The sequence below is a fragment of the Rhizobium quercicola genome (genome assembly GCF_021168455.1).
GTDB classification, from domain to species: domain Bacteria; phylum Pseudomonadota; class Alphaproteobacteria; order Rhizobiales; family Rhizobiaceae; genus Ferranicluibacter; species Ferranicluibacter quercicola.
In genome coordinates this window covers 25,842-38,039 of the sequence record NZ_JAJOZR010000021.1, presented here as the reverse complement: position 1 = coordinate 38,039, position 12,198 = coordinate 25,842, and the positions used below count along the sequence as shown (strand labels likewise).

At 66.1% G+C, this 12,198-nt stretch carries 13 protein-coding genes and 1 tRNA gene; 11 read left to right on the top strand and 3 right to left on the bottom strand.

The window, feature by feature from the left end:
- Positions 1 to 370: 370 nt before the first annotated feature.
- The 6 genes from LRX75_RS22530 (at position 371) to LRX75_RS22505 (ending at position 4,261) form a co-directional block, all read left to right on the top strand.
- Positions 371 to 946 (top strand): GNAT family N-acetyltransferase, encoded by a 576-nt coding sequence (locus tag LRX75_RS22530; protein WP_231816822.1) that lies wholly within the window; start codon positions 371 to 373, stop codon positions 944 to 946.
- A gap of 67 nt (positions 947 to 1,013) precedes the next feature.
- Entirely contained in the window at positions 1,014 to 2,249 is a 1,236-nt protein-coding gene (locus LRX75_RS22525; RefSeq protein ID WP_231816821.1) for a DUF930 domain-containing protein, read from the top strand.
- A 100-nt stretch (positions 2,250 to 2,349) separates the two neighbouring features.
- Complete coding sequence (locus LRX75_RS22520; RefSeq protein ID WP_231816820.1) at positions 2,350 to 2,703, top strand: DUF1428 domain-containing protein; 354 nt, start codon at positions 2,350 to 2,352, stop codon at positions 2,701 to 2,703.
- Between the two features lie 39 nt (positions 2,704 to 2,742).
- On the top strand, positions 2,743 to 3,165 hold the full coding sequence (locus LRX75_RS22515; protein ID WP_231816819.1) for a secondary thiamine-phosphate synthase enzyme YjbQ: 423 nt from the start codon (positions 2,743 to 2,745) through the stop codon (positions 3,163 to 3,165).
- A gap of 131 nt (positions 3,166 to 3,296) precedes the next feature.
- Positions 3,297 to 3,701, top strand: coding sequence for a nuclear transport factor 2 family protein (locus tag LRX75_RS22510; RefSeq protein ID WP_231816818.1), 405 nt, complete (start codon positions 3,297 to 3,299; stop codon positions 3,699 to 3,701).
- Between the two features lie 185 nt (positions 3,702 to 3,886).
- The gene (locus LRX75_RS22505) at positions 3,887 to 4,261 is read left to right on the top strand and encodes a hypothetical protein (protein ID WP_231816817.1); all 375 of its coding nucleotides are present in this window, start codon (positions 3,887 to 3,889) and stop codon (positions 4,259 to 4,261) included.
- Positions 4,262 to 4,657: 396 nt separating this feature from the next.
- Here LRX75_RS22505 and LRX75_RS22500 read toward each other — a convergent pair whose 3' ends face one another.
- Positions 4,658 to 5,416 carry an SIMPL domain-containing protein gene (locus tag LRX75_RS22500; protein ID WP_231816816.1) on the bottom strand — a complete coding sequence of 253 codons (759 nt, stop codon included), beginning with the start codon at positions 5,414 to 5,416 and terminating at the stop codon, positions 4,658 to 4,660.
- Positions 5,417 to 5,570: 154 nt separating this feature from the next.
- On the opposite strand from LRX75_RS22500, the gene LRX75_RS22495 reads away from it, so the two are divergent.
- Positions 5,571 to 5,646, top strand: a tRNA-Ile gene (locus tag LRX75_RS22495).
- Positions 5,647 to 5,855: 209 nt separating this feature from the next.
- Here the strand turns inward: LRX75_RS22495 and LRX75_RS22490 are convergent.
- Both LRX75_RS22490 and LRX75_RS22485 read right to left on the bottom strand, forming a co-directional pair.
- On the bottom strand, positions 5,856 to 6,410 hold the full coding sequence (locus tag LRX75_RS22490) for a flavin reductase family protein (RefSeq protein ID WP_231816815.1): 555 nt from the start codon (positions 6,408 to 6,410) through the stop codon (positions 5,856 to 5,858).
- 189 nt (positions 6,411 to 6,599) lie between these two features.
- Positions 6,600 to 8,063: an FAD/NAD(P)-binding protein gene (locus LRX75_RS22485; RefSeq protein ID WP_231816826.1), complete on the bottom strand. Its 1,464-nt coding sequence runs from the start codon at positions 8,061 to 8,063 to the stop codon at positions 6,600 to 6,602.
- A gap of 198 nt (positions 8,064 to 8,261) precedes the next feature.
- Here LRX75_RS22485 and LRX75_RS22480 point away from each other — a divergent pair, with 198 nt between their 5' ends.
- The 4 genes from LRX75_RS22480 to ssuD are packed head-to-tail and all read left to right on the top strand — an operon-like array spanning position 8,262 to position 12,080.
- Positions 8,262 to 9,242, top strand: a complete 981-nt coding sequence (locus LRX75_RS22480; protein ID WP_231816814.1) for an aliphatic sulfonate ABC transporter substrate-binding protein — start codon at positions 8,262 to 8,264, stop codon at positions 9,240 to 9,242.
- Entirely contained in the window at positions 9,242 to 10,123 is an 882-nt protein-coding gene (locus LRX75_RS22475; protein ID WP_269456308.1) for an ABC transporter permease, read from the top strand. Before LRX75_RS22480 ends, LRX75_RS22475 begins: the two co-directional genes overlap by 1 nt.
- The gene (locus tag LRX75_RS22470; protein ID WP_231816812.1) at positions 10,123 to 10,914 is read left to right on the top strand and encodes an ABC transporter ATP-binding protein; all 792 of its coding nucleotides are present in this window, start codon (positions 10,123 to 10,125) and stop codon (positions 10,912 to 10,914) included. Before LRX75_RS22475 ends, LRX75_RS22470 begins: the two co-directional genes overlap by 1 nt.
- Positions 10,911 to 12,080, top strand: coding sequence for an FMNH2-dependent alkanesulfonate monooxygenase (ssuD, locus tag LRX75_RS22465; RefSeq protein ID WP_231816811.1), 1,170 nt, complete (start codon positions 10,911 to 10,913; stop codon positions 12,078 to 12,080). The genes LRX75_RS22470 and ssuD overlap by 4 nt, the downstream gene beginning before the upstream one ends.
- Positions 12,081 to 12,198 lie beyond the last annotated feature (118 nt).

Genomic DNA, 12,198 nt, shown 5'->3' with positions numbered 1-12,198 from the left:
AAAAGGCCGATAAGGCTTCTGACCATGCAGACCTTTTCAAGGGTTCCTACTAACTTGTAACAAAACCACTTCAAGTGGTCCAAGCGCAGCGTCCCAAACCTCCGCCTCTGGCGGAGGTCTATGACTTGGTGGGTCCGGATGTGCTGGATCTAACGCGATCCTGCGCGGAACCTGCCGCCTTGACTGTCGGCGGCAAGCTGCCTACGCTTTGCTTCATGAACCGCATCTGCACCATGACAACCGGTATCGTGACATCCCGCATGGGGTGCGCGGAGCGTTGTCGGGACTGATCGTCCGTTCCGCCGTCCGTGCCCCCCGTCCAGAGGGTGGCCCGGTTAAGGCACGCCCTTGATCCTTCAAGGAGCGACTTATGCCAGATCCATCCTTCCTCTCCCGTCCGCATGGCGACCGTCGTCGTCCCGAAGGGTTGAAACTTCGCGCGGCCGAGCAGCGCGACGTCGCCGGAATCACGGAGCTGTCCAATGGCCCGCTCTATCGGGCGGGGACGCAGAGACTGCCGTTTCAAAACGAGGAGACCACGGCGCGCTGGCTCGGGTCCAACGGGGAGGCGGCATCGCTGAGCGTCGTGGCGGAGCTCGACGGGCGGATCGTCGGGCTGGGTGGCCTCCACCGCCAGAGCGGCCGGCGCCAGCATGTCGCCATTCTCGGCCTCGGCGTTCACGATGACTATCAGCGACAGGGCATCGGCGTCGCACTGCTCGAGGCGCTGCTGGATGCGGCCTTCAACTGGCTGCAGATCCGGCGCGTGGAACTCACGGTGTTCTCCGACAATGCGGGCGCGATCGAACTTTACCAGCGCGCGGGCTTTCGGCGCGAGGGCCTGTTGCGCGCCTATGCGTTTCGCGACGGGGTTTATGCCGACGTCCTCGCCATGGCGCTGATATCGCCGGATTTCGGCGGCGAAGCGGTGCGGGCCGAGAATTGAACGTGGTGCGCGGTGAGGTCATGCCGGCGAGACCGGCGTCCGCTTGGTCTTGCGGTGAAAAATGCTTATGTCCGTAACCGTGACCTCCGATTCTCCCCAGCGCCGGTTCGATAGACCTCTCCTGGCGATCCTCGTCTCGCTCGCGCTGCATGCCGCCATCGTTGCGCCGTTTCTCCTGCGGCTGCCCGAGACGACGCCGGAGGCGCCCGCCGAGCCGAGTGTGACGGTCGAGATCGTGCCAGAGCCGGAGACGACACCAAAGCCGCCGGAACCAGCGCCCGAGGCCGCCAAAGCGGAGAAGGCTGCGCGCTCGCCACCTGCCGCAGCCAAGGCGGAGCCCGCGTCCACCCCGCCACCGCCCACCCCAACACCGGCGCCGGCGCCTGTCGAGCCGACACCGCCAGCCGCGCCCTCGCGGCCCTTCGAGGCGTCAGCCGCGCAGGAGCCGGACGCGCCACCGGATCCCGTCGATCTGCCGGCACCGGAGGGTGAGGCGAAACAAGCCGATTCCGCACCGACCGAACCTGTCGCGGCGCCGCCTGCGACGGCCGCCTCCGGCCCGGCAGACGCACCCGTCACGGAACCGGCGCCGGGCGGAGCCGCGTTATCGACACCGGCGCCTGTCGCCAAACAGACAGAGACGCCGGCGGCCGCACCGGAGATCCTCGCCGGCGCCGCGACATCGGGCGAGGGCGCGGGCAAGGCCGTTCCCTCCGTCTCACCGACGCCCGCTTCCGAGCCACCGCCCGCCGATGAAGAGCCGCAGCCTCCGCGCGACACGGCGCTTCTGAAGCCGGATCGCAGAGACGCCGGGCAAACGCCGGCGGCGCCGAGCCCGGAGAGTGCCGACGATCGTCCGATGACGCCGGGCGAGCAGGCGGCCTATGTGCCCGCCACGCCCGCCATCCCCCAAGCAAAGCCGGCGCCGGCGCCCAAACCGGCAAAGACGTTCTATTCCAGGAACATTCTCGCAGATCCGCGTGTGCGCGGCGCCTTGGACAAGCTGCCGCCGGAAGCCCGCCTCGTGCAGATCTGCAGCATCGAGGCCCTCGAGCAGGCACGAAACGCCAGCACGGCGTTCGTGCCGGAGATAATGAAGATGTTCGGGAAAAACGGCGGCGTGATCACGGGGCAGCATCTCAGCGCCCGGGGTGGCGCCATCCGCTCCCGCGGCGTGTGGCGGGAGATCACCTTCGACTGCACCGCCAACGCCACCTTCGATACGATCACGGCCTTCCGCTTTGCGCTTGGCGAGACGATACCGCGCAGCGCCTGGGCCAGCCGCCGTCTCCCGGCGGATTGACGATTCGGGTCCTCTTCCAGCCTCGCACGGGAACATCTGGCCGGCTTCCGCCTTCCTTCGCGATGAAGACCGCATGTTCCTGCGCGGGGAAGGAGGATTGATGACCTATGTCGATGGCTTCATCGTTGCGGTCCGCCGGGATCGACTGGACGCCTATGCGGATCTTGCCCGGACGGCCGGTGCCGTCTGGAAGGCGCACGGGGCGCTCGATTATGTGGAATGCGTCGGAGACGACCTGCCCTACGGGCAAGTGACCTCGTTTCCGCGCGCCGTGCAGGCGAGCGAAGACGAGGTGGTGGTCTTCGCCTGGATCGTCTACGCCTCCAAGGCCGAGCGCGACCTGATCGTGCCGAAGGTCATGGCGGATCCGCGGCTGAAGATCGATCCGGACGCCATGCCCTTCGACGGGCAGAGAATGATCTATGGTGGCTTCCACACGCTGGTTCAGGTGTAGAACAGGCTTTGCGAACCATCCACAGCAGCCGGAGATGTCATGCCACAGACCATGCTGACCGTGTCCACCCGCGGCGCGGGGCTCTACGAATTCACCGGAGAGGTGCAGGCCTTCGTGCGGCAATCGGGGGTCGAGGCGGGATTGCTGACCGTGTTCGTCCGCCACACCTCCTGCTCGCTTCTGATCCAGGAAAATGCCGATCCCGACGTGCGGCGGGACCTCGATAGCTTCTTCTCGCGCCTCGTGCCGCCATCCGACGATCCCTCCATGCGGTGGGTGATCCACACCGACGAGGGACCGGACGACATGCCGGCACATATCAAGGCGGCGCTCACCGCCGTGTCGATCGGCATTCCCGTCTCGGCGGGGCGCCTCGTGCTCGGCACATGGCAAGGCGTCTATCTGTTCGAACATCGCCAGCGCCCGCATCGCCGCGAGGTCGTGCTGCATCTCGGGCCATAGGCCAGCGGTCGACTCCGCCGATGCCGGGCGATCCCGAAGGGGCGTTGCTTGACATCGGCCGCGCCCGCATCATCTTCTCGCATGAGCCCTTGCTTTCATAGATGCGCGAGGGCGATGCGCGGGGAGGACCGATGACGGACGTGCAGACGATTGCCGAGCGTTTCATGGAGGCGCTGAACCAACGCGATTACGAAACGATCGCCGGGTTTCTCGACGAGGACGCGGCACTGGACACCCTGACGGGGCAGCGCACCATCGGCGCGCATCCGCTGCGCCTGGCGATCGCGAGCTATTTCCGCCATTTCGACGAAGCGTTTTTCGATATGGTGCCGATGCGCGACCAGCTCGGCCAGCGCGTCGCCGTGGATGTCACCGCGCGCGGACAGTATCGCGAGAGCATGGCCGGTTTTCCCCCGGCAAGCGGGCAATCCTATTCGATCCCGAGCGTCTTCGTCTTCGAGTTCGACGGACCGAGCGTGACGCGCCTCACGCATTATCGCAACATCCGCATCTTCGAGCAGCAATTGCTGCGTTAAAGCCTATTTCCTCCTGCGGAGATCGTCATCAGCCTTCGTTCAAAATGAACGGCAGGTGAATGTGCGATTTCACCTACATTCAGCTTCCCCGCGCTAGAAAGGAAGCCTTCGCCGGGAGATGGCGAGCAACAGACGAGCACCCCGCGGCAACGCCGGTGGGCTCCAGAAGATCGAGGAAACGCTCCATGAAAACCATGATCACCCGACTTGGCCTGGCTGCGCTGATCGGCGTATCCGGCCTTTCCGCCTTCGCCGGCACCGCATCCGCCGACCAGATCCGTCTCGGCCTTACGTCCGGCTCCGTGGTCGATGTGCAGTATCGCGACGAGCGCGACTGGTCGCGCGGCCGGCACGATCGCGACCGCCGCGACTGGGGTCGTGACCGCCGTGGCCGTTGCGCGCCCTGGCTCGCGGCCGACAAGGCCAGCGCCTACGGCCTGCGCCGTGCCCGAGTCGTCGACGTGACACCCCGCCGGGTCGTCGTCGAAGGCCGGTTCCGGGGCGGCTTCCGCACCGTGACCTTTGCCAACATGCGGGGATGCCCCGTTCTCGGCCGATAATCGCGCTACAGGCTCTACGCTCCGCCCCTTGCGGTACGCGGAGCCAGAGGCAACCGCCGGAATGAAAAAGCCTGTCTGCTCCGAAGGGAGCAGGCAGGCTTTTTCCATGTCCGCACGCTCTTGACGAGACTTTGCGGGGACGAGAGGGAGTGCCTCGCCGAAGGCCTCGCGCGCGTGCGGCTTGAGCTCGTCTGCTGCCGCTTTCGCCGCTACAGTTCAGGCGTGGAATTCGGTTATCTGGAAAAGACAAACGATGACACAGGAATCGAGAGTCTGGCTGGTTCGGGATGAACCTGACAGCCTCTTGCGTCTTCGAGCGGCGGTGGACGTTCCCATCCACCTCCACCCGACGAGTGCGCGGCGAGCCGGGACGGGCTCGCCGCCGGATCGTTGCGGTCAGGGATCGATCGCGAAGGTCACGTTGACGGTGACGTTGTAGTTGTTTTCGCCGTTTGCGATCGGCACGGCACTTTCGGCCATGTCCTTGGCCATGGCGCGGGCCATGGGCATGGGTTCGGGACGACCGGCGTTCTCGTTGATCTCGATCACCCGTCCGAGTTTGACGCCGGCGGCTTCGGCAAGCGTGCGCGCCTTGGCGATCGCGTCGCCGACGGCGGCCTTGCGGGCCTCGTTGAGCGTCGCATCCGGCTTGTCGTTCGTGAACTGGATGCTGCCGCCCTGGTTGACGCCGAGCGTCACGGCCTGATCGATGATCGCACCGAGCTTGGCGACGTCGCGCAGGCGCACGGTCAGCGTGTTGGCGACCTGATAGCCGATGAGCGTCGGCGGCTCTGTGCCGTTGTTGTTTTCCGGATAGCGATATTGCGGATTGACGGCAAAGCCGGAGGTCTGGAGATCGCGATCGGCAATGCCGCCGGTGCGCAGAGCCGCGAGCACGTCGGTCATCGCCTTCGAATTGCCGTCGAGCGCCTCGCGCGCCGTCTTTCCGTCCGTCACCACGCTGAAGGAGAGAATCGCCATATCCGGTGCAACGGCCGCACGCCCTTCGCCGCTGACCTCGATCACGGCCTCGCGATGCGGGGGCGGCGGCGTCTGGGCGAAAGCGGGAAGGGCCGCCGCGGTCGCAAGAGCGAGCGCGAAAGCGGGTGCGAGACCAGCCGGAAAGGCACGGCGCAGGCGGAGCGTTGACATCATATCGGGTTCTTTCTCTTCATCTATTTCGTCCCTGCAACCTTGTTGCGGACCGAATGTGAAGGGAATACGGCGGTGCCTTGTGACAGTCCCGAAATTCCGCTAAAGCCATCTCGCGGAGGCCACCATTGACCTCCCGCAAACGGCACCGCCGTCAGGGCCTGTAGCTCAATGGTTAGAGCCGGCGGCTCATAACCGCTTGGTTGGGGGTTCGAGTCCCTCCGGGCCTACCATTTAATTCTAAGTCATTGAATAAGTTATTTTATTTGGAGTGCCCGCCTCACAAGTTTCGCTGTGAGGGGGCAATCGCGCCTGCGGAGTCACGCCAAGCGCCCGTCGTGAGGGAGATACATCTCCGAAGGTCATCAGATCCCGGAAAGCCCGGACCTTGCAATCGACTCTCCAGCGAGCCGGTTCGCACCCATCCCTGGGTCCGCTGCCATCACCCCCGGAACGTGCCGTATCCGCCATTGTGGTAGAGCAGGGGTGCGCCGTCTTTTTGCGTGATGGCGAGGACGCGGCCGATGATGATGGCGTGGGTGTGGTGTTCGATGATGTGTTCGACTTCGCAATCGATGGCGGAGAGGGCGTCGGTGAGGACGGGGGCGCCGCTGGCGAGGGTGGTCCACTCGGCGCCGTCATAGCGGGCGGGGCCCTTGAGGCCGCCTTTTCCGGCGAAGCGATCGGCGATGTCCTGCTGGTCGTCCGACAGGATGTTGACGCAGAAATGGCCGTGGCGGGCGATCACCGGCCAGCTGGAGGACGTGCGGTTGATGTTGACGATCATCGTCGGGGGATCGACGCTCAGCGCCGTTGCGGAGGTGACCGTGGCGCCGGTCCGGTCGTCCGTGCCGGCGGTGATGACGGAGACCGTGGCGGCGACGTGGCGCATGGCCCGCTTCAGCTGCTCGGTTCCATCGAACTGGACGATGGACAGAGGTGCCGTCGCTGCAGCATGGGCGCCGTTTGCGGCAGAAGAGGTCTTGGCAAGGCTCATCGCATGTTCCTTCCGGAATGGCCGGGCTGAAAGCCGACGGCAGGTGTTCGGCGCGGGCGATGGGACCGAGACGCTTGTCCTGCCCACCACCGATAGGCCGGCACGATAATGTCTACTGGAGCGCTAGACAAAGAAGAGAATGCCATGCCCGGCGTCGCACCGGGAATGGATTTCCCTTTTCGCCGGCTCTTACGGTGCGGCGATCCCTGTGGCGTGCCTTTGCCCGTCGAATGCGTCGGCGATGCGGGCGGCGACGAGGCAGGCGTGCTCGCTCACCTGCGGCAGGCCCATCAATTCGCCGAAGCGCCCGCGGGCGAGCGGGCCGGAGATCAGCAGGCTGTCATCCGGCTTCCCCTCCACGTCGCGCGCACGGGATTGCGCGTCGCAATCGATGCCGAGGCCGGTCGGGTCAAGGCGGAGATGGCCGGTGTCCCGGAGATCGCGCAGCCAGGCCTGGCTGTCGAGAATGCCGCCATGGGCCGGGCCGGTGGTCACGACCACGGCGTCGAAGAGGCGCTCGAGGGTGCCGGCCGACGCTTTCGGTTTCAGCGTGACGCGGATGCGGTCTCCCTCGATCAGGGCCTGCCGGACGGAGCCTGCGACGATGTCGAGACGGCCCGTTTCGATCGCCGTATCGAGGGCCTGTTCGACCTGCGGGGCGATGCGGAAGCGATGGACGTCCCAGAAGACCCGGAGGTGTCGAACGATCCGGCGGCGTTCGGCAATCGACAGACGGGGCCAGAAGCTTGCGGCCTGGGTTCGGACCTGATCGATGACGGCATGCCAGGTGAGGCCGGCGGCTTCCGCCGTGTGGATGGCGTTGCGGACGCGGTTGACGAGCTCGCGGGCAGAGGTGGGCGGCGGGGCGAGAAAGTCGCCGAAGGGCTCCTGCGGGAAGGGCGCATGGCCGCGCGAGCGCAGGCCGCGGCGCGAGACGGAGAGGATGCGGCCGCGATGGCCGGCGGCGGTCAGCGAGGCGACGACGTCTGCGGATGTCAGGCCGTTTCCGACGATGAGGACGTCGTCGTCCGGACGGATCGCGGTAAGCGATCGGGGTTCCGTCGGATCGGGGACGAAGCGAGGATGGCTTTCAAGGGCCGCGGCGAGGGCGCGGGGCGGGGCCGGTGGCGGGTGCGTCGTGGCGATGACGACGAGGGCGGCGGCGTGGCGCGCGCCGGTGCCGTCCTCGATCTCCCATCCGCCGGCAGCGCGGCGTACCGCCGTCACGGCCGCGCGGACATGGCGCACGGCGCCGCTCTCGAGGTGCGGCTTCAGGCTGTCGGCGACATAGGCGCCGAAAATGCCGCGTCGCGGATAAACCGATCCATCCGGGCGTCTCGCCTGGCTGTCCTCGGCGGTCGCGTCCGTCCGCTCCAGCCAGGCGGCGAAGTGCTCCGGCTCGTCCGGACGCAGGCTCATGCGCGCCGCGGGCACATTGATGCGATGGGCAGGATCGGCGGTATCGTAGGCCAGTCCCCGGCCGATCTCGGCGCGGGGCTCGAAGACGACGATCTCCGTGCGAAAGGCGATGTCGGGGTTTCCGGCAAGGTGATAGGCGACCGCCGCACCCGAAAATCCGCCGCCGATAATGGCGATGGTCCTGCGGACGCCGCTCTCGGGCTGGTCTGCCGGAACGTCGGCCGAGAGGCGCATGTCGGTGATCGTCATAGGGGCATCAAATCCATTCGCTTCGCATTGGCGCAGTTTCCACCGAATGCCGGCGTGCTGCAAACGTAGAAATTCTAAGGATTTGATAGATAATAGAAAGCCATTCCTTCTTCCCGGCAGGTCTCCTTTCTACCTTCCTCGTCTTTCCCGGCAGCGGCCGGCGGCGAGAGGACGGTGGACGACATGGCGACGATTTTGGGCAGATTCCTGGCACTCGGCATTGCCACCGGCGTTGCGCTTGCCGGGGCCGTCAGTGGCGCGCTTGCCGCCGATGTCAAGGAGATCCGGATCGACTGGGCCACGTACAACCCGGTGAGCCTGCTCCTGAAAAAGGAAGGCCTGCTGGAGAAGGCGTTCGAGAAGGATGGGATCAGCATTCGCTGGGTCCAGTCCGCCGGCTCGAACAAGGCGCTCGAATATCTGAATGCCGGGTCGATCGATTTCGGGTCCACGGCCGGCGCTGCGGCGCTGATCGCGCGCGTCAACGGCAATCCCATCAAGTCGATCTATGTCTACTCGCGTCCGGAATGGACGGCACTGGTAACGGGCAAGGATTCGACGATTAAGAGCGTCGCCGATCTCAAGGGCAAGACGGTTGCCGTGACGCGCGGAACGGATCCGCACGTCTTTCTGGTGCGGGCGCTGGCGGATGCCGGGCTGACCTCGAAGGACGTAAAGTTCGTGCTGTTGCAACATGCCGATGGCCGCCTGGCGCTGAGCCGCGGCGATGTCGATGCCTGGGCCGGTCTCGACCCGCTGATGGCGGCGGCCGAGGTGGAGGAGGGCGCAAAGCTCTTCTACCGCAAGCCGGAAAACAACAGCTGGGGCGTGCTGAACACGCCGGAAAGTTTCGCCGCCGAGCACCCCGACATCGTGAAGCGCGTTCTGGCCGCCTATGAGGAGGCGCGCAAGCAGGCGCTGGCCGATCCCGCCGCGCTGAAGGCGGCGCTGATCGAAGCCGCAAAGCTGCCCGAGGCGGTCATCGATCGTCAGCTGGAGCGCACCGATCTCTCCACGTCGCGCATCGGCGACGTGCAGGCCGAGACCATCACCAAAGCGGGCCTCGCCCTTCAGGAGGCCGGCGTGCTGCCGGCCGATGCGGATATCGGCAAGACGGTCGGAGACCTGATCGACCCGAGCTTCAGTCAGGATCTGATCCAGTGATGGCTATCGGCGCGGCAGAGGCAGGGCTGGCAGCCGGCGACGGGCGGACGGAGACGGCAGCCGGCTCGCGCCGGGCCTTCCGGCTGCGCGCTTCGGCGGGCGGCTGGGGCCGTGCACTCCTTCGCTTCGGCGTTGCCGTCGCACTGCCGGTCGGTGCCTTTCTTCTTTGGGAAATCGTGGTAGATAGCGGGCTTGCCAGCGGTCGGCTGGTGCCGCCGCCGTCGCGCATTCTGGCGACGCTCGCCGACCTCTGGACGGCAGGGCAGCTTGCCGACCATGTCGCCTCGACCTGTTTGCGGGTGCTGCTCGGCTTTCTCGCGGGCGCGGCGGTCGGTGCGCTCGCGGGCAGCCTTACCGGTTATTTCCGGTTCGTGCATGCGGCGGTCGATCCGACGTTGCAGGCGCTGCGCGCCATTCCGTCGATCGCCTGGGTGCCGCTGTTCATTCTCTGGTTCGGCATCTTCGAGACGTCCAAGGTGGTGCTGATCGCGACCGGTGTCTTCTTTCCCGTCTATCTTGGCGTGTCCACGGCGCTGCTCTCGGTCGATCGCAAGATCGTGGAGGTCGGGCGGATCTTCCGGCTGAGCGGGTTCGATCTGGTGCGCCGCATTCTCTTTCCCGCCGTGCTGCCGGCTTTCATCGTGTCGCTGCGGGCCGGGCTAGGGCTCGGCTGGATGTTCGTCGTCGCAGCGGAGTTCATGGGCGCTTCGGAAGGGCTCGGCTATCTCCTGGTCGACGGCCAGCAACTGGGCAAGCCCGACCAGATCATGGCGGCGATCCTGATCTTCGCAGTCATCGGCAAGCTGTCGGATGCACTTCTGGTGCGCGCCACCGCGCCGCTGGTCGCCTGGCAGGATAACTTCAGCCGGGGAGGTCTCTGATGCTGTCGCTTACGGGGCTTGGCAAGACCTATGCAGGCGGCGTGCAGGCGCTTGACGGCTTTACGCTGGATGCGCGGCCGGGCGAGATCGTCGCCGTCATCGGCGGTTCGGGCTGCGGCAAGAGCACGCTTCTGCGGCTGATCGGCGGGCTCGACACACCGACCACGGGCACCGTCCGCATCAATGGCGAAACGGTCGAGCAGCCGCATCCGCTGATCAACCTGATCTTTCAGGAGCCGCGCCTTCTGCCCTGGCTGAGCGTCCGGGAGAATGTCGGCTTCGGGCTCGCGCATCTGCCGCGGGCCGAGCAGGGGCGGCGGATCCACGAGGCGCTCTGTCGCGTGAACCTGGAGGCCTATAGCGACCGGCTGCCGAAGGCGCTCTCCGGCGGGCAGGCGCAGCGCGTCGCTATTGCCCGCGCGCTGGTGACCCGGCCGGAGGTTCTGCTGCTCGACGAGCCCTTTTCCGCGCTTGATGCCTTGACGCGCGAGACCCTGCAGCAACATCTCCTCGATATCTGGTCGGAGACGCAGGCGACGATGATCCTGGTGACGCACGATATCGACGAGGCCGTTTCGCTCGCCCACCGCGTCATCGTCATGAAGCCGTGGCCCGGCCGCATCCTCGACGAGATCGTCATCGCAAGGCCGCACCAGCGTGGCGGCGCCGATTTCGATCGCGCACGAGCGAAGGTCCGCGCCGCGCTCGATCAATCCCTTTCCGCTTCGGCCCCTGCGGATATCCGCACGGTCCGGGCACAGCCTTCATCCGTTCTGGAGACATCGCCATGACTTCCGCCCCTGAAAAGATCAACGTCCTGTGGTTCCTGCCGACCCACGGCGACAGCCGCTATCTCGGCACCACCATCGGCGGCCGCAATGTCGATCTCGCCTACCTGAAACAGGTGGCGCAGGCGGCCGATTCGCTCGGCTATTACGGCGTGCTCATCCCCACCGGCAAGAGCTGCGAGGACAGCTGGGTGGTGGCATCGGCGCTGGCACCGCTGACGGAAAAGCTGAAATATCTGATCGCCGTGCGTCCCGGCCTGCTGTCGCCGACGTTGGCCGCGCGGATGACGGCGACGCTCGACCGGATCTCGGAAGGCCGCGTGCTGATCAACGTCGTCACGGGCGGCGATCCGATCGAGAACAAGGGCGACGGCATCCACTACGCCCATGGCGAGCGCTACGAGGTGACGGAGGAGTTCCTCCACATTTACAAGGCGCTGCTGCAGGGCGAGACGGTCAACCACAAGGGCAAGCACTTCGACATTCAGGATGGGCGCGTGCTGTTTCCGTCCTACCAGACGCCGCATCCGCCGCTGTATTTCGGCGGCTCCTCCGGCATCGGACAGGAGGTCGCGGCCCGCACCATCGACAAGTACCTGACCTGGGGCGAGCCGCCGGAGGACGTTGCCAAGAAGATCGCCGAGGTTCGGGCGCTGGCCGACCGCGAAGGCCGCGAGGTCACCTTCGGCATCCGCCTGCACGTCATCGTGCGCGAGACGGCGAAAGCGGCCTGGCGGGCGGCTGACGAACTCATCCAGTATCTCGATGACGACACGATCGCGGCCGCGCAGAAGGTGTTCGAACGGATGGACTCGGTGGGCCAGAGCCGCATGAGCCGCCTGCATGGCGGCCGCCGCGACAAGCTGGAGGTGAGCCCCAATCTCTGGGCGGGCGTCGGCCTCGTGCGTGGCGGCGCCGGCACGGCACTGGTCGGCGATCCCGACCAGGTGAAGGCGCGGATCGAGGAATACCGCGAGATCGGCATCGATACGTTCATCATGTCGGGCTATCCGCATCTCGAGGAAGCCTACCGTTTCGGCGAACTGGTCCTGCCGAACCTGCCACTGGCCCATCCCGTCAAGGCGCGCGAAAAGTCGATCAACACCGGCCCGTTCGGTGAGACGATCGCCGGCGACCACCGGCCGACGCTGAAGGTCAGCCAGTCCTGAACGCATCCTGACATCCTCGCCGACACCGCTGTCGCTCTCGACACCGGTATCGGCGACGGCGCGCGTGCGTCGTCTATAAAATCACTCGACAAACTCCGTGACGTCACTACCTTGGGCG